Source organism: Inquilinus sp. KBS0705, assembly GCA_005938025.2.
GTDB lineage: Bacteria > Bacteroidota > Bacteroidia > Sphingobacteriales > Sphingobacteriaceae > Mucilaginibacter.
The window spans coordinates 76,463-101,037 of record VCCI02000005.1 but is presented as its reverse complement, the minus strand read 5'-3'; the positions used below and the strand labels follow the sequence as shown (position 1 = coordinate 101,037).

The following is a 24,575-nucleotide window of genomic DNA, read 5'->3' as shown; positions in this document are numbered from 1 at the left end:
CTGATGCACACCACGAGCTGAAAGCTCGCGGCAGCTGAGCAGCGAAAATTTTATTTCTTCACCCTCTTTCCGCTTGCGGAGAGAGGTCGAACAGCGAAGCGCATTCGGGGTGAGTCAATTCACCTGTCTGCAATGACCCAATGATAGCGCAGCCAATGACTCAATTACCCTTAAACGCCCCGCAAATCTCTTTAAGCGTTTCGCTTAGCAGTTTAAACTCAAAGCCTATAGCCTGTTTAATTTTACTGTTATCAAAGTTGCGCGTAACCGATGCGGCGCGCGCGCTGGTTTTATCTAAGGCGGGGGCTTTGCCGGTTAATGCGCCTGCTATTAGCGCACCGCGCCAGGCCAGTTCCATCATCCATGGTTTGGCCAGTGTGGCAGGTGGTTTTACGCCCATGTTTGTAGCAATTTCGGTAAATATTTGTTGGTAGGGGCGGTTTTCGGCATTAATAATGTAGCGCTCCTCGCTTATGCCGCTATCCATCAGGGCAATCATACATTTAGCTACATCCTGCACATCAACAAAGCCAATACTGCCCTCGGTATAAAATTTAAGGCCCTTGCGCACGGTCTCAAAAATTTGGCCGCTGCCTGCAGTGCCCGCGCTTGCGCCAATTATAATGGTAGGGTTTACAATAACGGCATCAAGGCCCTCGGCAATGCCGCGCCAAACTTCCATTTCGCTTTCCAGTTTTGATATGGCATACCCGTCGTTTTCGGTAGTAGGGTCAAGGTGGTTGCTTTCATTTATCATTTCGCCGGGCTTGGCCTCGCCCACGGCAGCTACCGAGCTGGTATGCACCATACGGATGCCCTTTTCGTTACAAAGATCAACCAGTGTGGCTGTTCCCCTTACGTTAGTGCGTATCATAGGAGCCTTGTCGGCTTGTTTTAACGATACAAAGGCGGCGCAGTTATATACTTGTGTAACCCCATCCAACGCGGCCTCCAAAGCGTCGGCATCCATCAGGTCGGCGTTTACCCACTCAATTTTAGCGGCATAGGGCACCAGCAAGGCAGGGATCTTTGACGATGCCCTTTTGCTGCAGCGTATGCTGTTGCCGCGGCTTATTAGTTCCTTAGCTAATTCGGCCCCTAAAAAGCCTGTTGCACCCGTTACCAAAATCATGCGCCAAATATGACGATAGATGTGCAGATGTGCAAGCAGATATCCCATGTCGCTATACACCCCTCTATTGTCGCTTATGCACAGCGTAAAAGCCTTAACAACCGATCATATTTGTATTGTCAATAATTCACAACTATTAAAATAACGCTTATATGAAAAAACTATTAAAAGATCTTAACGCCATTAGGGCCGTAGCAACAATAGCTATGCTTTTGTTTGGGGTATGCATTTGTAATGCACAGCAGCTTAAGCCTGCCGAAAAGGGTTTTGTACCTGTTAATGGTATTAAAGTTTATTACGAAGTGTACGGCCAGGGGAAGCCGCTGGTTTTGCTGCACGGCGCTTTTATGACCATTGAAACAAACTGGGCAGAATTAATACCCGAACTATCTAAAACCCGCCAAGTAATTGCCATGGAGATGCAGGGACACGGGCATACACCATATTCGGACAGGAAGTTGGACCTGGCTACCATGGCAAGCGATGTAGAAGGTGTGATGAATTATTTAAAAGTGGATAGTGCTGATGTGGTAGGCTATAGCATGGGTGGCAGCATAGCTTACCAGCTAATTATCAACAGCCCAAAACGGGTAAATAAATTAGTTATCATTTCATCTACCTACAAAAGTACCGGCTGGTTGCCCCAAATAAACACCGCCTTTAAAGGGATGAAGGCCGAAATGTTTGATAATAGCCCTATGAAGACCGCCTATGATGCAACAGCGCCCGACAAAACAATGTGGACAAAATTTATGGCGCAGATGCTTGTTTTTATAAGCGACCAGTTTGATATGGGCGATAGCAACATTGCAAAGATCGCCTCGCCGGTATTGATCATATCGGGCGATAATGATGGGCTGGATAAGGTGGAGCTGATGAAAACCTATCAATTGCTGGGCGGTGGCGTATCTGCAGATATAGCCCCGATGCCAAAATCGCATTTAGCGGTAGTTCCTTCGCAAAGCCATGTTAGTTTAATGATGCAATCAAAAACTATATTAGATTACCTGAATGGGTTTTTAAAATAGAAAGGATAGATGTGCAGATATGCAAATTTCAGATGTGCAGATGCCGGCAAAGCGGTTATGTGATGCCTTTGTTGGTTTGTCTCCAACAACCTTTAGTACAAGTGATAAATCGGCAGGCGTAATGCATGGCGGCGTGTTGGTGACAACACTATAGGTGTTTGAAAGATAAAATAGTGCCGGGAATGTGCGATTCCTTCCCTGGGGAAGGAGGGGGTAGGGGTTAAATCAGGCGTCAAGCAAATGTAACCCATCGCTTATATAAACCCCTCCCTGCCTTTACGCTCATTTCTAACCGCACCCTCCCCGAGGAGGGAATTAAAGGTCTTCCGAACACCTATGGTGACAACACCAACATGGGCTGAAGCATGCATTTTTATCATCTGCACATCTGAAATCTGCACATCTATATCCCCGCATCAAAATAATCTGCATATTTGCATATCTGCACATTTGCACATCACAATATGTCCTTATCCGATTTTTTTACACCTATCGATCTTAAAAAGATCAGCCCCAAAAACGGGTTTTACACCAGTCAGCTTGGCGACAAGATAGAGCACCATTCGGTGGCTTTCCCCGATCTGGAGCAAAAGATAGATATAGCCATAATAGGGGTAATGGACGACCGCAACGCCGTTAACAATCCCGGCTGCGCCTTAGGGCCCGATTATGTGCGCGAAAAACTTTACCAGCTAAACGAAGGTGCTTACACCACCAAAATAGTAGACCTGGGCAATATTGCCCGCGGCGAAAAAGTGACCGATACCTACTTCGCGCTGAAAACCGTGGTAGAAGAATTGGTGAAAAAAGATATCATCCCCATTATTATTGGCGGCGGGCAGGATCTTACCTACGCGCAATACATGGGCTACGAAGCATCTGAGCAAAAGGTAGACTTGCTGGTGATCGACTCGCATTTTGACCTGGAGGAAGACGAGTTTGCCGAAACCATCGAAACTACATCGGCATCGTACCTTAACAAAATATTTTTGCACGAACCTAACTACCTGTTTAACTATAGCAACCTGGGTTATCAAACCTATTTTGCCAGTCAGGATAGCCTTAGGGTAATGGACAAGTTGTATTTTGATGTACACCGCCTGGGCGAAATAACCGGCAATGTAGCCGTTGCCGAACCTATTATTCGTAACGCCAACGTAGTAAGCTTTGATATTGGGGCTATTCGCTCATCAGATGCGGCAGGCAACGCCAATGCCAAACCTAATGGTTTTTACGGCGAAGAAGCCTGCCAGATATGCCGCTACGCGGGTTTTAACGATAAGCTAAGCTCGATAGGTTTTTATGAATTTAACCCCGCATACGATAATAACGGCCAAACGGCTATGCTGCTATCGCAAATGATATGGTATTTTATTGATGGGGTATATAACCGCAAAAAAGATTTCCCGCTAAACCCAAAATCGCAGTACCTGATATACAAAACCAGCCTTAAGCATGATGAGCATGAGGTGGTATTTGTAAAAAGCAAAAAAAGCGACCGCTGGTGGATGCAGGTACCTTACCCATCAGGTGGCTCAAAAAACGAGCGCTTCCATTTGGTGCCCTGCCGCTACGAGGATTATAAAACCGCGGTATCCGGCGAAATGCCCGACCTGTGGTGGCGCACCTACCAAAAATTAAACTGATTTACAATTCATTGCGCGTTTGGGCGTTATGTAAACTTACTATTGATATAAATGAAAAGATTATTTTTTGCACTGGCCCTGTTGCTGCCGGTATTAACCTTTGCTCAAAACTCACAAACATTTACCATAAAAGGTAAAATAGGCAAGCTTAACGCCCCTGCCAAAGCTTATTTGGTTTATAACCTGGGCGGTGCCAATAACGTAACCGATTCGGCTACCTTTAACAACGGCACATTTACCTTTAGCGGCCTGGTGATGAACCCGGTAAGCGCATCGCTTTTTGTTGATTATAAGGGCCTTACTTTTGGCAAATACGTAGCGGCCAACTTCCCTGATGGCGGCCCTTCAAAAACAGCCGATATGCTTAACTTTTATATCGAGAAGGGTGATATCAACATCACCTCGCCTGATTCGGCTGTAAAAGCGGTAGTAACCGGCAGCAAAACCAACGAAGAGAATAATATACTAAAAGCGGCCTTAAAGCCCGTATTAGATAAGGCGCATAACTTAGCTGTTGAGGCGCAAAATGCCCCGGCAGATAAACAGCGTTCGGCAGCATTTCAAAACTCGATACAGGCCAAATACAAAGCCCTGCAAACCGAGCAAAAAACAGCCCTTAAAGGCTTTATACTGGGCCACCCGGATAGCTATTTAAGCTTACTTGCCCTAACCAGCGTTGCCGGCCCTTCGCCGGATGTAGCCGAGGTGGAACCGATATTTAATTCGCTGTCGTCTGACTTGCAAACGTCAGACCAGGGTAAACAGCTTAAAATGTCTATTGATGCCTTAAAGCTAACCGCTATTGGAGCCATGGCCCCCGATTTTATACAAAATGATGTAAACGGCGTGCCGGTAAGGTTATCGTCGTTTAAAGGCAAATATGTACTGTTAGATTTTTGGGCATCGTGGTGCGGCCCATGCCGCCAGGAGAACCCCAACCTGGTGCGTACCTTTAACAAATACAAAGGCAAAAACTTTACCGTACTTGGTGTATCGCTCGATAGGGAGAACGGCAAAGCCGCATGGCTGGCAGCCATCAAAAACGATGGCTTGACCTGGACACATGTATCTGACCTGAAATACTGGAACAACATGGCGGCAGGCCTGTACGGCGTGCAATCTATCCCCCAAAACTTTTTAATTGACCCAACCGGTAAAATAGTAGCTAAAGACCTGCGCGGCGACGACCTGGACAACAAGCTGGAAGAATTGTTAGGAAAAATATAGAAGGCGAGTGCTTGATTAAGTGAATGGCTTTGCCGGTTTTTAATAACCTGCTATTTTGTCATTCATTTATCATGCCCGGATACTTTTAGTTTTTTTGTATAAAATCCTCATTTATTTTTCGTAAATTAAGTAGATCGCGAGCAACAAAAAAATGGAAAATGCTACAGCGGGACGAACAAAAAAAACGAAAAAAGTGTAAAATTTTAGCTGTAAGGTGTAAAATTACCGCAATGCGTTTTGATGGGTTTTTAAAAATCCGTAGTATTAGGCTTTTAACATCACCCATATGAAAAAATTAGCACTTAGTGCCATAGCACTTTTACCGGCATTGCTATTTGCCCAGGATAAAAAATTTACCGTTCAGGGTAAGGTTGGTACCTATAACGCCCCTGCAAAAGTGTACATGCAATACCGCTTGGCAGGTAAAACCATAGTCGATTCGGCGGTATTAAAAAACGGCGAGTTTAAATTTACAGGCGAAGCAAGCGGCTCGCCATCAAGTGCTTACCTTTTATTAAATAATAAAGGCACCGGCCTAAACGCCTCGCGCGATTACAAAAGCTTTTATGCGGAGCCGGGCGTTATTACCATAAACAGCGCCGATGTTTTAGAAAAAGCTACCGTGGCCGGCCCGAAAACTAACCAGGAAAATGAGCTGTTTAAAGCCGCTATAAAGCCTGTTTATGATGGTTACGATGCTATAGAGGCCAAAGAAAAAGGCATGACCGAAGAGCAGCTAAAAGCGACTGAATATGTTAAGCAAAAAAAGTTGATAGAGAAGGGTTTAGATGAGCAGGAAAAGGATATCAACAAGAAGTTTATAACCGCCCACCCCGACTCGTACATTAGCTTAAACGCGTTGCAATCATTCGCTTACAGCGCTGATTATGTGGATATTGCGCCACTGTACAATGCACTTTCGCCGGAGGTTAAAGCATCAGAGCAGGGTAAAGAGTTTGGCGAGTTGCTACCAAAAATTAAGGCCGTAGCATTAGGCGCCACTGCCCCCGAATTTGCCGAAGCCGATACAGCAGGCAAAATAGTTAACCTGTCGTCGTTTAGAGGGAAGTATGTGCTGATAGACTTTTGGGCATCATGGTGCGGCCCTTGCCGCCAGGAAAACCCTAACGTGGTTAAGGCCTACAACGCTTATAAAACCAAGAATTTCACCATCTTAGGGGTATCATTAGACAGGCCAAACGCTAAAGAAGCATGGTTAAAAGCCATCCATAAAGACGGCCTTACCTGGACACAAGTGTCTGATCTTCAGTTCTGGAAGAGTAAAACTGCCGGCCTATACGCCGTACGCGGTATTCCTCAAAACTTTTTGATTGACCCTAACGGCAAGATCATCGGTAAAAACCTGCGTGGTGATGATTTGGAAGACAAATTAGCCGAGCTATTTGGGAAGATATAATTGGTTCAATAGTTCACTAGTTCATTTGTGCTCTTAGATAAAAGAAAAGGCCGTCAGTTGGTTAACTGATAGCCTTTTTTATGAATTACTCTAATGAACAAATGAGCTAGTGAACGAATGAACTACAATAGATCAAAGCCTATATCCTTGCGGAAATATACACCATCGTAGTAGATACGGGCTGCATCGGCAGTGGCTTGTTGCAGGGCATCAAACATATTGTTTTGCAGACTGGTAATAGCTAAAACGCGGCCGCCTGTAGCGTGCACATCCTGGCCAACCAACGATGTACCGGCCTGGAAAACATGCGAATCGCGTACGTTTTCGATGCCGCTAATGGCTTTATCTTTTAAATATTCGCCGGGGTAACCACCTGCTACACAAACAACTGTGGCAGCGGTTTTGTCAGAAATGATCAATTCTTTCTCGTTTAAATTACCATCGGCAACACCTAACAGTAAGTCTACAAAGTCCGACTGTATACGCGGCATAACGCTTTCGGTTTCGGGGTCGCCCATGCGGCAGTTATATTCAATTACCCAGGGCTCGCCATGGGTATTCATCAGGCCAATAAAAATAAAGCCTTTATAAGGGATGCCTTCCTGTTGTAAACCTTGCACAGTAGGTATAATTACCTTTTGTTCAACTTTTTGCATAAAGGCAGCATCGGCAAATGGTACCGGCGAAACCGAACCCATACCACCCGTGTTAAGGCCGGTATCACCCTCGCCAATACGCTTGTAATCTTTAGCTTCCGGTAAAATTTTATAGTTGGTGCCATCGGTCATCACAAATACCGATAGCTCTATACCTTGCAAAAACTGCTCAACCACCACCTTCGAACTGGCATCGCCAAACTTGGCTTCGGTAAGCATTTCTAATAGTTCCTGGCGGGCTTCTTCAAGCGTAAGGCATATTAAAACCCCTTTTCCCGCTGCCAAACCATCGGCCTTTAAAACTACAGGCAAGCCTGCTGTTGCCAGGTAATCAAAGCCTTCCTGCAGGGTATCACGGGTAAATGTTCTTGAAGCTGCGGTAGGTATGTTATGCCTTTGCATAAATGCTTTCGAATAATCCTTACTGCCCTCTAACTGAGCAGCTTCCTGTTGTGGTCCTATAACCGGGATACCCTTTAACTGCTCATCGGCCAGGAAAAAATCGTGGATGCCTTTAACCAGGGGCTCTTCGGGGCCAACCAATACCAAGCTGATGTTATTGGCCAGGCAAAAAGCTTTAATACCTTCAAAATCGGTAACTTTTAGGCTAATGTTGGTACCATACTGGCTGGTACCGGCATTGCCGGGCGCTATAAAAAGCTGCTGGCATTTAGGGCTTTGTGCAATTTTCCAGGCGAAGGCGCTTTCCCTTCCGCCCGAACCAAGGATCAGGATATTCATAGGGGCAAAGATAGTATTTTTGATGTGCGGATGTGCAAATATGCCGATATGCAAATGAAATGCTAAATTTACCATTATGGCTAAACGGTTAGATAAAATGAGGAAGCTGCCAGTTTATCGTGCGGCAGAAGAAATTTATGAGCTGGCAAACGTAATTGTTGAAGCTATTAAGGAAACCGAACGGAAAGAATACTTTGTTACAGAGATATTGAGCAATGCTATGCTGATTCAGGGGAAAATTGCGGGAGCATCAGCTATGAATCTTTATTCGTTAAGGATGTATAATGCGGTGATTATAAGACTTGCTATACAAAATATGATGAATGCAGTTATATGTACCGAGATGTTTGGTATAAACGAAGAAGACTATGTGCAATTGATGCGAGATAAGGTAGAAGAGTTTAGGATAGTATTTGTTGAATGGATAAGAGGGTTTGATAAAACAAACGATTTACCGGATGACTGGGGTATTAGGTTTGATACGAGCACACCAGAACAGGAAAAGCTTGAAGAATTAATGTTTGATGAGGATAAGTTTTATGAAAGCCTGAAAGATGACATGGATTGGGATGAGGATGATGAGGCGAATGAAGATGGTGATGATACCCCTTATGACATTAAGTAGCACAGCCAAAACCTTTCGCCTTTTACCTTTCAGCTTTAAGCCCAAAAATGTACCTTTGCCTGTCAAAATGACTTTATAATTACCATGGCGCAATTATTGAGTTTACTGCATCATACAAAAACAATATGTTAGATTTTTTTAGTAAGCTTTTTGGAAGCAAATCAGAACGTGACGTAAAGGGTATAACCCCTATAGTTGAAAAGGTAAAAGCTGCGTTTGAAAAGCTTGATCAGTTAAGTAACGACGAGCTAAGAGCTAAAACCATATCATTTAAAGAAACCATAGCAGCCGGGCTGGAAAGCATTGATGCCGAGATACAGGCTATTAAAGCACGTACGGAAACCGAACTGGATATGGAGGTGAGCGAAAAGGTTGAGCTATACACCCAACTGGATAAGCTTGAAAAAGACCGCAATAAAGAGCTGGAAGTTATATTAATGAATATACTGCCCGAAGCATTTGCTGTGGTTAAAGAAACCGCTAAACGCTTTACAAACAACAAAACCATTGAAGTTACCGCAACCCAGTTTGACCGTGAACTGGCCGCGCGTAAAGGCAATGTTATTATAAAAGGCGATAAAGCCACACACCACAACACCTGGCTTGCTGCCGGCAACGAGGTTACCTGGAACATGGTACACTACGATGTGCAGCTGATAGGCGGTGTTGTATTACACCAGGGTAAAATTGCCGAAATGGCGACTGGTGAGGGTAAAACGCTGGTAGCCACGCTGCCTGCATACCTTAATGCGCTTGCCGGCCAGGGTGTACACATTGTAACCGTGAACGATTACCTGGCGCGCCGTGATAGTGAATGGATGGGGCCGTTATACGAGTTCCATGGTTTATCGGTTGATTGTATTGATAAACATGAGCCAAATTCAGAAGAGCGCCGCGCCGCTTACCTGGCCGATATTACCTTTGGTACCAATAACGAATTTGGTTTTGACTACCTGCGTGACAATATGACACGCAGCCCCGAAGAATTAGTGCAACGCAAGCTGCATTTTGCTATGGTGGATGAGGTGGATTCGGTATTGATTGATGATGCGCGTACGCCGCTTATTATATCGGGCCCTATACCGCGTGGCGATGAACATGAATTTTATGAGTTAAAACCACGTATAGAGCGTTTGGTAAACGCGCAAAAAAGCTATGCCAATACCGTGTTAAACGAAGCTAAAAAAGCTATTAACGAGGGTAATACCGGCGTTGAAGATGGCGGTTTGGCTTTACTTAGGGCACACCGTGCATTGCCGAAAAATAAAGCGCTGATCAAATTTTTGAGCGAAGGCGCTAACAGAACGGTATTGCAAAAAACCGAGAACCACTACATGCAAGACCAGGGCAAAGAAATGCCTAAGGTAGACTCGGAACTGTTTTTTGTGATAGACGAAAAAAATAACCAGGTTGAATTATCTGAAAAAGGTATCGAACTGATAACCGCATCGGGCGAAGACCCTGCGTTTTTTGTGATGCCGGATGTAGGTACAGAGATATCTGAAATTGAAAAATCAAATTTATCTGCCGAAGAAAAAGTAGCCAGAAAAGATGAATTGATGCGCGATTTCTCGATAAAATCTGAGCGTATACACTCTGTTAATCAGTTATTAAAAGCATACACCTTATTTGAAAAGGATACCGAATACATCCTTGATGAAGGCAAGGTTAAAATTGTAGATGAGCAAACAGGCCGTGTATTGGATGGCCGCCGTTACTCTGATGGGTTACACCAGGCTATCGAGGCTAAAGAGAATGTAAAAGTAGAAGATGCTACGCAAACCTTTGCAACCATTACTTTACAAAACTACTTTAGGATGTACCACAAGCTTTGCGGTATGACGGGTACTGCCGTTACCGAAGCAGGTGAGTTTTGGCAGATATACAAATTGGATGTTGTTGAGATACCAACCAATACGCCAACATCGCGTGCGGATATGCAAGACCTGGTATACCGTACCATCCGCGAAAAATATAACGCCGTTGCCGACGAGATAGTAAAACTTACACAAGCCGGCAGGCCGGTATTGGTGGGTACAACATCGGTAGAGATATCTGAACTATTGAGCCGCATGCTTAAGCTGCGTGGTATTAAGCACAACGTGCTGAATGCCAAGATGCACCAAAAGGAGGCCGATATCGTGGCCGAAGCAGGTCAAACCGGTACTGTAACCATCGCTACCAACATGGCCGGCCGTGGTACCGATATAAAATTAGGGCCAAATGTTAAAGAAGCCGGTGGTTTAGCCATTGTTGGTACCGAGCGCCACGAATCGCGCCGTGTAGACAGGCAATTACGTGGCCGTGCAGGCAGGCAGGGCGATCCGGGTTCGTCTCAGTTCTTTGTGTCGTTAGAGGATAACCTGATGCGTTTATTCGGATCGGAGCGTATATCAAACCTGATGGTGCGTATGGGTATCGAAGAGGGCGAAGTAATTCAGCACTCTATGATATCAAAATCAATAGAGCGCGCGCAAAAGAAAGTAGAAGAGAACAACTTTGGTATACGTAAACGTTTGCTGGAGTATGATGATGTGATGAACTCGCAGCGTACCGTTATTTACGCTAAACGTAAAAATGCCCTGTTTGGCGAGCGTTTGGATGTAGATTTGAACAATACCATGTTTGATGTGGTTGAAGATGTAGTAACCGAGTATAAAGAAGCCAACAACTACGAAGGCTTCCAGATGGAGGTTATCCGTATCTTCTCGGTAGATATAGAAATGACCGAGGATGAATTTGCAGCTACATCGTTAAATGCATTGGTTGATAAAACCTTTAGCGCGGTAATTGATTTTTACAAACGTAAAACCGAAAATATTGCGCAACAGGCATACCCTGTGTTAAAAGATGTATTTGATACCCGCGGCCAGTATGTAGAAAACATAGTGGTGCCATTCTCTGATGGTGTACATGGCTTACAAGTAGCTGTACCACTTAAAAAAGCCATCGAAAATAAAGGTTTAGAGGTGTTTAAATCATTCGAGAAAAACGTAACCCTTTACCTGATAGATGATGCCTGGAAAGAACACCTGCGCGAGATGGACGAATTAAAGCAATCGGTGCAAAACGCGGTATACGAACAAAAAGACCCATTATTGGTTTATAAATTCGAAGCTTTTGAATTGTTCCGCCAGATGCTAGCAAATGTGAACAAAGAGCTGGTAAGCTTCCTTTTCAGAGGTGGAATTGCTGTACAGCAACAACCCGACGAAATACGTGAAGCCAGGCCCGAACCAAAGCTGGACCTTAAAAAGATGCGTACATCAAAACCAGAGCTGGTTGGCGAAGCTAACGGCATGCCAATGGATGATATGCGCGAAGTACAAAAAGCAACACCTGTACGGGTAGAGCAAAAAATTGGACGAAACGACCCTTGCCCATGCGGTAGCGGTAAAAAATATAAAAACTGCCACGGCGTAGGCCAAAATTAATTTCCTGCGCTCAGTAACCAAACGTCATTGCGAGGTACGAAGCAATCTCCCTTTAGGCATATCGGCTATGCATAGTTTTGAGATTGCTTCGTACTTCGCAATGACGGTTAAAAGGAATGATACACCAATGAAAAAAGCAATATTTGATAACAAAGCAGTAAATAGCCTCATCAAATATTGCTTTTTTTGTGCGCTGCTGTTTTTATCGGTACAAGGCTTTGCTCAAACGCGCGGTAAGGTACAGGTAATAAGAGATCCTTTGTTTGATACGCTGCTAAACAAGCGCGCTGACCTGAATAAAGGCCTTATCAGTAGCGGTGATGCAAGCGGCGCGGCCTATACATCATCTTTTGGCTACCGGGTGCAAATATATAACGGCAGCAACCGTAACGCGGCCTACGCGGCCCAGGCAAAGTTTAACCGCGAGTTTCCGGATATGCGTACGTATATTAGCTATCGCGAACCAAACTTTAAGGTGCGTGCCGGCGATTTTAGAAGCCGTATTGAAGCCGAGCGGATGAAAGAGCAATTACGAACATTATTTTCGGCAATGTTCATCGTGTCAGAAAAGATAAACCCACCAAAAACGGTTATAAATGATTAAGGAAAAGATACAGCAATTATCGCAGGATATTTTTAACGATGTGGTAGCAACGCGCAGGCATTTGCATGCTAACCCCGAGCTTTCTTTTCACGAGGTAGAAACATCGGTATTTGTAGCCAAAAAATTAGAGGAACTTGGCCTGGAATACCACAAAATGGCCGATACCGGGCTGGTGGCCATAATAAAAGGCGACAAACCATCTGATAAAGTAATTGCCCTGCGTGCAGATATGGACGCCTTGCCCATTACCGAAGCAAACGATGTAGCCTATAAATCAAAAAATGTAGGTGTAATGCATGCCTGCGGGCATGATGCGCATACCTCGTCGCTGTTGGGCACCGCCAAAATATTAACCGAATTAAAAAGCGAGTTTGGCGGCACCGTTAAACTTATATTTCAACCGGCAGAAGAGAAATTGCCGGGCGGCGCAAGCTTAATGATAAAAGAGGGGGTGTTAGAAAACCCTAAACCCCATGCTGTTTTAGGGCAGCACGTTATGCCCCTGATAGAGGCCGGTAAAGTAGGTTTCCGTGCGGGTAAGTACATGGCATCAACTGATGAATTATATGTAACTGTACGCGGTAAAGGGGGCCATGGCGCGCAACCACAGCAAAATGTTGACCCGGTAATTATTACCGCGCACATATTAACCGCCCTGCAAACCATTATAAGCCGCTCGGCCGATCCTAAAAGCCCGTCGGTGCTGTCGTTTGGTAAGGTGATTGCCAATGGCGCAACCAATGTTATACCCAACGAGGTATACCTTGAGGGCACCTTTCGTACGATGGATGAAAAATGGCGCAGCGAGGCACATATCAAGATTAAAAAGATGGCCGAAGGCATTGCCGAAAGCATGGGCGGCAGCTGCGAGTTTAATATTATGCGCGGCTATCCCTTCCTGATAAATGAGGAAGTGTTAACCGCTGCCACACGCGGCCATGCCGAAGATTACCTGGGTAAAGAAAATGTGCTCGACCTTGATATATGGATGGCAGCCGAAGATTTTGCCTATTACTCGCAAGCGGCAGCCTCTTGTTTTTATCGCTTAGGGACCCGTAACGAAAGCCGGGGTATTACCTCATCGGTACACACACCAACTTTTGATGTAGAGGAAGACGCCTTTAAAATAAGCACGGGTTTAATGGCTTACCTTGCCATAAAGCAGTTGGGTAACTAATGATAAAAAAAGCAATTCTCGTCTTTGGGTTCTTGCTTTTTGCTTTGAGCTCTTATTCGCAGCAAATACAGCGGTTTAACCCCGATACCATACGCACCATTGTGATTGATACTGCAGTTGCCAATATCGTATCGCACCGATTACGCGCCCAGGACTTTATTGATGCCGTACTGGCCGACACCAGCTTTTACAAAGCTTTTCAAAACATGAAACGGTATGCCTTTACTGCCGAGAACCGCATTTATACCTACAATAAAAAGAATAAGGTTGATGGGAAGATATACCGTAAGCTGATACACAGCAATGTAAACGGCAGGCATAAAATTGAGTATGTAGCCAAACAGGATACAGGCGCGGTGTACAAAACAAACGGCAAATACCAGCTATACACCGTAGAAATGTTCGACTATATTTTTATGAATGCCTATAACTCCGACTTTGTAAAAAGCAGCGGCTTGCCCGGCGATGCAAAAGGGAAGAATGAGGGATATAAGGCTAAGCTAAAGCAACTGATATTTACCCCCGGACGTAAGATAACCGGTATACCATTTATTAGCAGCAAGACCGAGATATTTGGCAAGGATATGCGCCAATATTACGAGTATCAGTTTGCACGCGGAACGTATGTTGATAGCATCCCGGTATATAGGTTTAAGGTGATACGCAAGCCAAGCACCGCTGACGATGATGTAATGATCAAAGAGATGACCACCATATTTGATGCCCGTAACTTTCAGATACTGGGCCGGTATGTGGATATGAAATACAGCAATATGTTGTTTGACTTTAATGTACAAATGAACATTGAGCTAAACAACTTTAACGGCGAACTATTACCCACCAAAATAACCTACCAGGGCAACTGGGATGTACCCTTCCACAAAGAGGAGAGGGCCAGCTTTTTAATAGTGCATAAAGATTATAAGAAAGAATAACACGATTAAGTGATGGATGGATGAACAGATCATTCTGATTCTGCTACCTTTTTTATGACGGTATTCCTTCTCTCTAAAAGATCGGTCATGTATCGCTTTAGAAACAACCAATTGGCAAATTTACCTAAAATGCCTAATGGCGACTCAAACACAAATACATCAAGCATAGTGGTTTTGTTGCCTTGCGGAGAAAAGTGATGCCCATGGCTGAAGCCCTTAAATGCACCGCTTACCATTCTATCTTCAAAAAAGGCAGCTGTTGTAGTTCCATCTACATTAAAAACAGGAGGTTGAAACGCTGTGATCTTTGAGGTTAAGGTTTGCCAGATCCCAAAATGCTTAGCCCGCCAGGTTACTGTTTCTCCAAGTTCTATTAGTCCGCTTGTACGACCCGCAATAGCGGTTTCACCGGTATGCGCGGTAGATACCAGGTGTATATCAATGTTTCTGGCAATATCAAAGCACCGCTGAACAGGCGCATTAATATCTGTTGAGAGAAAAATTTTCGCCATGCTAAATCAGTGACATCAAAAAGATCATTTTAATCAGCGGTCTAAAATTCCGCGTTCTTAGGGAATCTTGGGAAAGGTATCACATCGCGGATGTTACCCATGCCCGTAACAAACAGCACCAAACGCTCAAAGCCCAAACCAAAGCCGGCATGCGGGCAGGCGCCAAACTTGCGGGTATCTAAATACCACCAAAGCTCGTCCTTAGGGATGCCTATCTCGTCCATACGGGTCTCCAGCTTATCCAGTCTTTCCTCACGTTGCGAACCACCTATTATCTCGCCTATGCCCGGGAAAAGGATATCCATAGCGGCAACCGTTTTACCATCATCGTTTTGGCGCATGTAAAAAGATTTGATCTCTTTAGGGTAATCTGTAAGTATAACCGGTTTCTTAAAGTGCTTCTCTACCAAATAGCGCTCATGTTCCGATTGCAGATCGGTGCCCCAGCCTTCAACAGGGTACGCAAATTTTTTCTTTTTATTCGGGGTCGAGTTTCTTAATATTTCAATAGCCTCGGTATAGGTCAACCGCTCAAAATCGTTGTCAAGGCAAAACTGCAGTTTCTCTAATAAACCCAGTTCGGCGCGTTCGTTTTGTGGTTTTTGCTTCTCCTCGTCCTGTAAACGCTGGTTTAAAAAATCAAGGTCTTCTTTGTTTTTATCCAGGGCATAGCTTATCACATATTTCAATAACTCCTCGGCCAGGTTGGCGTTGTCGTTAAGGTCATAAAAAGCCATCTCGGGCTCTATCATCCAAAACTCGGCCAGGTGGCGGGTAGTGTTTGAGTTTTCGGCACGGAAGGTAGGGCCAAAGGTATAAATGTCGCCAAGGGCCATTGCACCCAATTCACCCTCTAATTGCCCCGAAACGGTTAAGTTGGTCGAGCGGCCAAAAAAGTCCTGCTTATAATCTACCTCGCCCGTATCGGTGCGCGGGATGTTCTCAAAATCAAAATTAGTTACGTGGAATGCTTCGCCAGCGCCCTCGGCATCAGATTGCGTGATGATAGGGGTATGCAGGTAAACAAAGCCTTTCTCTTGAAAGAACTGGTGCACCGCAAACGATAGCGTATTGCGCACTCTGAATATAGCGCCAAAGGTATTGGTACGGAAACGCAGGTGGGCGTTCTCGCGCAAAAACTCAAGTGTTTGCTTTTTAGGCTGTAACGGAAATTCGTCCGGGTTGCAATCGCCCAATATCTCAATAGTACCTGCAATAACTTCAACACTTTGGCCCTGCCCTAATGATGGTGCCAGGGTACCGGTTATGCTTACTGCCGCGCCAAAGGTGATGCGTTTAAGTAAAGCAGGGTCGGTATTTTCAAAATCGACAACAATTTGCAGGTTGCTATTGGTTGAGCCATCGTTTAAAGCAATAAAACGATTTTGGCGAAATGCACGCACCCATCCTTTTACTATAATATCTCCGTCGGTTCTACCGCTTTGTAATAATGCTTTAATTTTAATTCGCTGGCTCATATCAATATATACTTGAGCGGCAAAAATACAATTATTTGCTAAACCTCTAAGTAGGTAATGTTAGTTCTTAACTAACCACTATTAAAGTAAATGGTAATAGGCGGAGGGGTATTGTGGGATTAGCTAATTGCATCTAACTATCTCCTGTTAGGGAGTACCGCTTTGTAGAAAGAACACAGATTTGTTTTTTGCGCCTTTCTACAAAGCGGTAGCACCTGATGGAGTATTTTTGGGATGACAGTATTAATTTTTAGGCAGGTATAATGCAAACTGGCCCCTTGTAATTCTGATGCTGTCCGGATAACCCGCTACCGCCGGCGAAACACGTTTAAAGTTTAATTTAAAAACACCCTGCGCTACTTTTTTAATAGTATCAGCCAGTTCTATCTGTACTTTGTTGGCCGTATCGGCTTTAAGGTTATAGCTAATTACAGATGAGCCTGTGCCCTTAATGTTAAACCTGGCCTGGTTGCCTTGCAGCGCGTATTTACCATTGCCGGTATATTTTACATGCATGGTTAGCTTAGCATCAAAGTTATCGCCGGTAATCTCCAACGAGTCGGTACCTACCTTTTTTGCGTCAACATCGGCGTAGCGTACAGTGCCGTTTATTTCATAACCAATATAGGGTTGAAACGGCGTGGTGCAACAATCCTTGCCATCGTTTTTAAGGCACGAAGAAAATAAAATTGATAATGCGGAAAGTGTGATTAAAGATAATTTTTTCATAACGAGATCTATTTTTAACCTATACGTTAAGTAAATTAATTACGCTACATATGGCCTGCAAAAAATTACCCTGTGGTAATAAGCAGGTTATTTACAAAGGGTTAAATTGCTATTGATATACAATGCTTAAGTTTGCCCTAAATGAAACCTAAACTTAGCCTGGCCATTGGCATACTTTGCATAGCATTTTCGCCAATTTTTGTAAAGCTTGCGCATTCCCCTGCCATCACATCGGGCTTTTACCGCATTTTTATTGCCTGGATATTTTTATTACCCTACTGCCTGTTTACAAACAAACTAAAAATTACCCGCCGCGCATTAATTATTACCGTAACCGGCGGGTTGGTTTTTGGTGCCGATATAGCCATGTGGAACGTATCGTTATTAAAAATAAGTGCTACCGTATCTACATTGCTGGCCAACCTGGCGCCGGTTTGGGTAGGGCTAATGAGTTTTTTGTTTTTAAAGAAACGGTCGGGCAGGTTGTTTTGGATAGGCACCGCTATTGCCATTGCCGGTATGGTAGTGCTGGTAGGCTACCAAAGCGTTATTAGTATGCAGTTTAACGAGGGCATATTGTATGCCATTGCCGCAAGCATCCTTTACGCCATTTACATCATGATCACCAAAAATGTGCTGCCCTATATTGATACTTTTACCTTTATGTTTTACAATATGCTGGGTGCAAGTGTATTGTTGCTTGCCATAGCCATTTTTAAAGGCGACCCTATTACTGGGTTTGATACCAATACCTGGCTATGCTTTGCAGGCATGGGGCTGCTTTGCCAGTTGGCAGGCTGGCTAACCATCAACCATTCTTTGCGCTATCTCGATTCTACCCGCGTTTCTATAGCCTTATTGGGCCAAACAGTTATAGCCGGTTTTTTAGCCATTGCCTTTTTAAACGAGCAATTGCACTTAAAAGAAGTTATTGGTAGTATAATAGTACTGGCAGGCATAGCCATATCGTTTTTAAAGCCAAAGCAAGGGGCAATATCTGCGTAGTTAATACCAGCGCGGCCCGGTGCGATTCCCTCCCACGGGAGGGTGTAGGAAGGGGTTGAAGCGCCAGGTATTTAGGCAGGTTTACTATTGGGATATGTTCACAAACCCCTACCTGCCCTTCCCCAGGGAAGGAATCGCACATCCCCCGACTTGTTTTGATCGTTCTTACAACTTATTAGCAACACCACATTGATGATGACCACCGGCCATCGCCACTTTGCTTATGTTTTTCTATATTTAAAAAAAGAACCATCTAAATGAGACCCATAATAATATTTGCGTTTTTATTAATATCTACTTTATCAGCATCGGCCCAAAATGATATTGGTCCAACAGAGATTGAACAGGCAAAGCAAGAGATGTTATTATATAAAAAAATGTATGCCTATGCAGACTCGATAAAAACCAGAACACCAGGGTTTTTGGATAAAACGATATTTAGTATTGCTGATTCATTGGATGCACTCCATCCATCTAATTATTTTTTAAAATCTGCGGAAATATTTAAAATGTCTAAATATAACGAAAGTGCTTTCTTGTTTTATCTCGGAGCTTTGCGATACCGTTATTATAACCTTGTAGATCCTAATTATAAAGAGAGCGATGGTGGTGCCTTGGCTTCAGCGTTGCGAGTAACCCTTGGCGAACCTATCAATACGTATCTCAAATGTAATATCGAAAATTACATTCAAATTTTAAAGGAAAGCGCCGATTGGTATATAAAACATGACTATAGGTTTATGTCGCGTACAAAAAACCCTGAAATGTATTCGGAACAATATTCCAACGTTATCAATGCTGCCGATGAAATAGAAAAGAATAAAACCAAATATCAATCTGAATGGGGTGATGAAAGAGAAGAGTTTAAAAAGCAAATGAAACAAATGTTTGATGAAATTAACAAAATGGAAAAAAAACTAAAGCATAAATAACCAAGCACCTTTCAAAAACTTACTTTTGTAGCTCGCATTTTTTTTAAGCATGATCACCAAACCCACCGTAGACCGTATAATGGAAGCCACAGATATTGTGGAGGTGATAGGCGAATTTGTGCAATTAAAAAAGCGCGGGGCCAATTATGTGGGCCTTTCGCCATTTGCAAACGAGCGCACACCATCATTTACGGTATCGCCGGCAAAGGGCATTTTTAAAGATTTCTCGTCGGGTAAAGGGGGCAGCGCCATTACCTTTTTAATGGAGCTGGAAAAATTTACCTACCCCGAAGCTTTAAAATGGCTGGCAAAAAAATACGGAATTGAGGTAGAGGAAACGGTTGATACTACCGAAAACCTGGAGGAGCAAAATCATCGCGAAAGCCTGATGCGAGTTACTAAGTTTGCTGCTAATTTTTTCCATAATAGCTTGCTAAATACGGAAGAAGGCCAAATTATAGGATTAAGCTATTTTAAAGAGCGTGGATTTAGCAAGGAGACGATAGAAAAGTTTCAACTGGGATATTCACCTGACCAATGGGAAGCATTTAGTACAGAGGCAGTCAAACAAGCCTTCCAAGAGCAGTTTTTGGTTGAAAGTGGCCTTTCCGTTAAACGAGACAATGGCGCATTGTATGATAGATATAGGGGGCGTGTTATGTTCCCAATATTTAGCGCAACTGGGCAAATTGTTGGTTTTGGCGGACGGACATTAAAGACTGATAAAAATGTACCTAAGTATGTTAACTCACCAGAGTCGGAAATATATAGCAAATCGAAAGTCTTATACGGATTTCATTTAGCTATAAAGGCAATTCGAGAGAACGACAATTGTTATTTAGTAGAGGGCTATGCAGATGTATTATCGGTACACCAATCAGGCATTCATAATGTGGTTGCTTCGTCAGGAACAGCTTTAACTGAGGAGCAAATAAGGTTAATAGGCCGTCAAACCAAAAGGCTAACTATTTTATACGATGGAGATACTGCTGGTATCAAAGCAGCAATACGCGGTTTAAGCCTTCTTTACAAAGAAGGGTTTAATGTGAGGATTGTTTCTTTTCCAGATGGAAATGATCCCGATTCGTTTATTAAAAGCAAAGGGTCTACTGCATTTAAGAATTATATAGAAAGTACCTCTAAAGAAATTGTAGAGTTCTATTTATCTACTATTAATGAAGATGAATTAAAGGACCCAATTAAGAAAATAAAGGTTGCTGATGATTTGGCTGAAATCATATCGAACAACTTAGAGCCTGAATTCAGAAGTGCTTATATAACAAGAGCTTCTCACAAGCTGAAGATAGATGAACGGGCTTACTTGGGGGTTGTAAATAAGGCTTATACGGCGAAGTTAAAAAAGGCAACTCCTCTAAGGAGAATTGAAGAATCAGAAGAACCGACTAACATCGAGGCAGTTAAAAGCACAGACATACTCGATGAAGATGCATTGCATTTGCTTTACACCGATTCCACACAGGAAAAAGAGATAGTGCGCCTGTTACTGCTTTACGGCAATAAAATGATAGATTGGGACGGCATCGCTAATACTTATATAGGCCCGTTTATGATAGCCGAATTAAGTGATGTTGACTTTGAACACCCCGCCAGTAAGCTGTTCATGGAGATTTACAGGCAAGAGGTAGAGAACGGCGTTTTACCCGAAGAGCAACACTTTATACATCACCCGGATAAGAACATTGTAGACCTGGTGGTTACCCTTTTGGCAACCAAATATACCCTGAGCGAAAACTGGTACGAGATGCACAAGATACTGGTACCCGATGAGCAGGCCAATATGAAAGCTACCATATTGGGCGCCATATTTCACCTAAAAAAGCAAAAAGTGGGCAAGATATTGGAAAAGCTGCGCAAGGAATTGCAAACCACCACAATTGAGGCCGACCAGGAAATATTGCTGAACCAATATGTGCATATGAAAAAGGTAGAGAAAACCATATCTGATTACTTAGGGTCGGTAATATTAAAATAGATGGCAACCCACAACGACCTGGGCCGGCAAGGCGAAGCATTGGCAAAAGCACACCTGGAAGCAGCGGGCTACGAAATAATGGACGAGAACTGGGTATTTGGCAAAGCCGAGATAGACCTGATAGCCTATAAAGACCGCGTTATTATATTTACTGAAGTAAAAGCACGTACCGGTAACGGCTTTGGCGAACCGGAAGATTTTGTGGATGCCCGCAAGCAGCGCTTGCTGGTTGAGGCTGCCGACGAGTATATTTATTTGATGAACCACCAGGGCGAAGTGAGGTTTGATATAATATCTATCCTGTTCGACCGTAATAACAACTATAAACTTAAACACATTGAAGATGCCTTTTGGCCTTCTGCCATTTAATATGAATAAAAGGATAATATTTTTAGCGCTGATAGCTTTAGTGGCATACGGCTGTAAAGACAATAAAAAACAGGATGATTTTGTGATCAGTCCGGATGCGGGCAGCACGTACAAAGCCGGCGAAACCATCAGCCTTAAATTAACTTATGCCAATTCTATAAAACCCGATTCGATAGTGTTCCTGTTAGATTCGGCACGCGTTGGTTCGGTTAAAGATTCATCGGCCCTTAACCTAAAAACCGATACCATGGCTTTAGGGGCAAGGGTAATAACGGCCAAGGTTTACCAGGCAGGCAAAAGCCAGGAGGTAACCACCAATATTGTATTATATCCCGCCAAAGCACCCGAGGAGCTTACCTACAAAGTTGAGAAGACCTTTCCGCATGATATTGGCAGCTATACCGAAGGCCTGGAGTATCACGATGGCGCATTATATGAAAGCTCGGGCGGGTATCTTGATCCGCCGCCCGGCCAGAGTAAAGACCAGCAATCGAGCCTGATAAAAGCCGACCTTACTACGGGTAAAATACTAAAAAAGGTGATGATAGACCCCAAAGTGTTTGCCGAGGGCATAGCCATAATTGGCGATAAACTGATACAATTGACCTATCACGAAAAAAAGGGTTTTATATATGATAAGAACACCTTTAAAGTGCTGGGTAATTTTAGCACCGAGTTTGCTCCCGAAGGCTGGGGAATGTACTTTGATGGTAACAAGATATATATGGACGATGGCACCAACCGCATATGGACACTTAACAAAGATACCTACAGGCCTACTGGTTACATAGATGTTTATGATGACAAGGGCGCGGTAGATTCGATAAACGAGCTGGAAATGATAAATGGTAAGCTATATGCCAACGTTTACCAAAAAGATGTGATATTGGTTATTGACCCTAAAACAGGTGCCGTATTGCAAAAGGTAGATATGACCAACCTTTGGCCCGAAGGTGCCCGCCCACCGGGGTATGATAACCTTAACAACGTGTTAAATGGTATAGCCTATGATAAGGCAACCGGTCGCATTTTTGTCACCGGCAAAAAATGGCCCAAACTGTACCAGGTAAAATTTGTAAAAAAATAAACGGGCGTAAAGGGTGTAAAACTTTTTTATATCGAAAAAAATTTTATATTAGTAAGCAGGGGGTGACGAAAAAAGTGGAAAAGTTTCCGCTGTAAGCAACAAAGAAGTGGAATAATTTATAGCTAAGGGTGCAAAGCCTACAGCTATACGTTTACCCCGTTAGCGCGGTTGTTATATTTGTTCCGATACTCAACCGGCGATAGCCCGGTAATCTTCTTAAACACCGTCCGGAAGGCTTTTGTATCGGTGTAACCGACGTCGTACATCACCTCGTTAATATTTTTTCGGGTATGCTCTAAATGTTTCTTAGCAGCCTCAACCTTAACCCTTTGTATGTATTCTACAGGGGTATTATTGGTTGCTTTTTTAAAACGGCGCTCAAAATGTCGCTTACCAATAGCATACTTCAGGGCAAGGTCTTCAACCGATATTCTTTCAGCAATATTGGCTTCTATGAACTCCTGGGCCTTTTTTATGGGTTCATCCTCATGTGTTTTTTGCCCGTTAAACATTATAAACGGCGACTGGCTTTTGCGGTCAATTTCCAGCGCAAACACCTTGGATGCCAGTATGGCCATATCGCGCCCGGCATGCTTCTCTACCAGGTATAAAAGCAGGTTCCAGTACGAAGTGGCCCCACCGCTGCTGTATAAGCCCTGTTGCTCGGTAACAATACGGTCATCAACCAGGGTAACCTCCGGGAACATCTCCCTAAACTCGTTAGCCGTACGCCAATGGCTTGAGCACTCCTTGCCGTTCAACAGCCCGGTTGATGCTAATATAAAGGCCCCTATACACAGGCTGGCCACTTCGGCGCCTTTGCTGTATTGCTTCACTATCCAGGGTAAAAACTCCTCATTTTTACTTATAGAAGCCGATAATTCGCCTGTAAACGCGGGAATAATAACAAGGTCTGTTTTAGCCACATCCTTAAGCAAAGCATCCGTATGTACCGAAAATAACCCCCCATGCAGCTTTACTTCGTTAGCGAGGCCTATAAGTTGCACCTTAAATATGGGCGGTTTACCCGCTGCCTGCAAAAAATCGTTAACACCGGTAAACATTACACGCGGGTCGGCAATGCTGGCTAAAACGGCATCGTTAATAATAAGAATAGATACATGCTTCATATAAGTTGCAATTGGTAATGCAATATAATGCTCTTGTTGTTAAAATTAAATTTATAGGATAACAATGTCGTAAATAACCCCTTATTTAGTACTTTTTGCACCTTACAGGGTGGTTTAAACAGGTATACCTTTGTATTATATAAACGAAAGCAATGAGAAAGCTAAAATTTCAAATACAAATGAGCCTTGATGGCTTTATAGCAGGCCCTAACGGCGAAATGGATTGGATGACCTGGAACTGGGATGAAGAATTGAAGAAATATGTGCAGGGTATAACAGCCCCTGTTGATACCATTTTGCTTGGCCGTATTTTAGCTGAAGGTTTTATACCGGTATGGAAGGAGCGTTCTGCAGCAGCCGATGCTGATGAGTTTACACATAAAATGGTGAATACACCCAAGATGGTATTCTCTAAAACGTTAAAGGATAACCCCTGGGAAAACACCACGCTTGCTGAAGATATGGTAGGCGAAATAAAAAAATTAAAAGAGCAGGATGGAGGCGACATCGTAGCCTACGGCGGTGCCCGCTTTGCAGCATCGCTTATAAAATATAATTTAATAGATGAATATCACCTGTTTGTAAACCCGGTTGTGATAGGTAAAGGGATGTCTATATTTAACCTGGTTGAAGATAAATTAAACCTTAACCTGGTTAGCTCACAGGCATTTGAATGCGGTATAACTGTGCTTTGCTACACTCCAACAGCCAAATAATA

General features: G+C 43.6%; 21 protein-coding genes. 15 read left to right on the top strand and 6 right to left on the bottom strand.

Going from position 1 to position 24,575, the window contains the following annotated elements:
* Positions 1-160: 160 nt before the first annotated feature.
* Entirely contained in the window at positions 161-1,132 is a 972-nt protein-coding gene (locus FFF34_018635) for an NAD-dependent epimerase/dehydratase family protein (GenBank protein TSD63040.1), read from the bottom strand.
* Positions 1,133-1,284: 152 nt separating this feature from the next.
* Here FFF34_018635 and FFF34_018630 point away from each other — a divergent pair, with 152 nt between their 5' ends.
* From FFF34_018630 to FFF34_018615, 4 genes are all read left to right on the top strand, one after another.
* Positions 1,285-2,160: an alpha/beta hydrolase gene (locus tag FFF34_018630; protein ID TSD62970.1), complete on the top strand. Its 876-nt coding sequence runs from the start codon at positions 1,285-1,287 to the stop codon at positions 2,158-2,160.
* Between the two features lie 464 nt (positions 2,161-2,624).
* Positions 2,625-3,806, top strand: coding sequence for a formimidoylglutamase (locus FFF34_018625; GenBank protein ID TSD62969.1), 1,182 nt, complete (start codon positions 2,625-2,627; stop codon positions 3,804-3,806).
* Between the two features lie 51 nt (positions 3,807-3,857).
* Positions 3,858-5,033 carry an AhpC/TSA family protein gene (locus FFF34_018620; protein TSD62968.1) on the top strand — a complete coding sequence of 392 codons (1,176 nt, stop codon included), beginning with the start codon at positions 3,858-3,860 and terminating at the stop codon, positions 5,031-5,033.
* 286 nt (positions 5,034-5,319) lie between these two features.
* Complete coding sequence (locus tag FFF34_018615; GenBank protein TSD62967.1) at positions 5,320-6,450, top strand: AhpC/TSA family protein; 1,131 nt, start codon at positions 5,320-5,322, stop codon at positions 6,448-6,450.
* 122 nt (positions 6,451-6,572) lie between these two features.
* On the opposite strand, the gene purD is transcribed toward FFF34_018615, so the two are convergent.
* The gene (gene purD, locus FFF34_018610) at positions 6,573-7,847 is read right to left on the bottom strand and encodes a phosphoribosylamine--glycine ligase (protein TSD62966.1); all 1,275 of its coding nucleotides are present in this window, start codon (positions 7,845-7,847) and stop codon (positions 6,573-6,575) included.
* A 76-nt stretch (positions 7,848-7,923) separates the two neighbouring features.
* Here purD and FFF34_018605 point away from each other — a divergent pair, with 76 nt between their 5' ends.
* The 5 genes from FFF34_018605 (at position 7,924) to FFF34_018585 (ending at position 14,622) form a co-directional block, all read left to right on the top strand.
* Entirely contained in the window at positions 7,924-8,472 is a 549-nt protein-coding gene (locus FFF34_018605) for a hypothetical protein (GenBank protein ID TSD62965.1), read from the top strand.
* A 125-nt stretch (positions 8,473-8,597) separates the two neighbouring features.
* Positions 8,598-11,906 (top strand): preprotein translocase subunit SecA, encoded by a 3,309-nt coding sequence (gene secA / locus FFF34_018600; protein TSD62964.1) that lies wholly within the window; start codon positions 8,598-8,600, stop codon positions 11,904-11,906.
* Between the two features lie 127 nt (positions 11,907-12,033).
* Entirely contained in the window at positions 12,034-12,510 is a 477-nt protein-coding gene (locus FFF34_018595) for an SPOR domain-containing protein (protein ID TSD62963.1), read from the top strand.
* Entirely contained in the window at positions 12,503-13,687 is a 1,185-nt protein-coding gene (locus FFF34_018590) for an amidohydrolase (GenBank protein ID TSD62962.1), read from the top strand. The genes FFF34_018595 and FFF34_018590 overlap by 8 nt, the downstream gene beginning before the upstream one ends.
* A complete protein-coding gene (locus FFF34_018585) occupies positions 13,687-14,622 on the top strand; it encodes a hypothetical protein (GenBank protein TSD62961.1) in 936 nt (311 codons plus the stop codon). Before FFF34_018590 ends, FFF34_018585 begins: the two co-directional genes overlap by 1 nt.
* 29 nt (positions 14,623-14,651) lie before the next feature.
* On the opposite strand, the gene FFF34_018580 is transcribed toward FFF34_018585, so the two are convergent.
* The 3 genes from FFF34_018580 to FFF34_018570 form a co-directional block, all read right to left on the bottom strand.
* Complete coding sequence (locus tag FFF34_018580) at positions 14,652-15,134, bottom strand: SRPBCC family protein (GenBank protein ID TSD62960.1); 483 nt, start codon at positions 15,132-15,134, stop codon at positions 14,652-14,654.
* Between the two features lie 41 nt (positions 15,135-15,175).
* Positions 15,176-16,612, bottom strand: a complete 1,437-nt coding sequence (asnS, locus tag FFF34_018575) for an asparagine--tRNA ligase (protein ID TSD62959.1) — start codon at positions 16,610-16,612, stop codon at positions 15,176-15,178.
* A 243-nt stretch (positions 16,613-16,855) separates the two neighbouring features.
* A complete protein-coding gene (locus FFF34_018570) occupies positions 16,856-17,341 on the bottom strand; it encodes a hypothetical protein (protein ID TSD62958.1) in 486 nt (161 codons plus the stop codon).
* A 141-nt stretch (positions 17,342-17,482) separates the two neighbouring features.
* Between FFF34_018570 and FFF34_018565 the strand changes: the two genes are divergently transcribed.
* The 5 genes from FFF34_018565 (at position 17,483) to FFF34_018545 (ending at position 22,727) form a co-directional block, all read left to right on the top strand.
* A complete protein-coding gene (locus FFF34_018565) occupies positions 17,483-18,346 on the top strand; it encodes an EamA family transporter (GenBank protein TSD62957.1) in 864 nt (287 codons plus the stop codon).
* A 257-nt stretch (positions 18,347-18,603) separates the two neighbouring features.
* Positions 18,604-19,278: a hypothetical protein gene (locus FFF34_018560; GenBank protein ID TSD62956.1), complete on the top strand. Its 675-nt coding sequence runs from the start codon at positions 18,604-18,606 to the stop codon at positions 19,276-19,278.
* Positions 19,279-19,327: 49 nt separating this feature from the next.
* On the top strand, positions 19,328-21,271 hold the full coding sequence (locus FFF34_018555) for a DNA primase (GenBank protein TSD62955.1): 1,944 nt from the start codon (positions 19,328-19,330) through the stop codon (positions 21,269-21,271).
* A complete protein-coding gene (locus tag FFF34_018550; GenBank protein ID TSD62954.1) occupies positions 21,272-21,640 on the top strand; it encodes a YraN family protein in 369 nt (122 codons plus the stop codon).
* Between the two features lies 1 nt (position 21,641).
* Positions 21,642-22,727: a glutaminyl-peptide cyclotransferase gene (locus tag FFF34_018545; protein ID TSD62953.1), complete on the top strand. Its 1,086-nt coding sequence runs from the start codon at positions 21,642-21,644 to the stop codon at positions 22,725-22,727.
* A gap of 143 nt (positions 22,728-22,870) precedes the next feature.
* Here the strand turns inward: FFF34_018545 and FFF34_018540 are convergent, their stop codons facing one another.
* Positions 22,871-23,857, bottom strand: coding sequence for a helix-turn-helix domain-containing protein (locus FFF34_018540; GenBank protein ID TSD62952.1), 987 nt, complete (start codon positions 23,855-23,857; stop codon positions 22,871-22,873).
* Positions 23,858-24,009: 152 nt separating this feature from the next.
* On the opposite strand from FFF34_018540, the gene FFF34_018535 reads away from it, so the two are divergent.
* Entirely contained in the window at positions 24,010-24,573 is a 564-nt protein-coding gene (locus tag FFF34_018535; protein TSD62951.1) for a dihydrofolate reductase, read from the top strand.
* Positions 24,574-24,575: the final 2 nt, after the last annotated feature.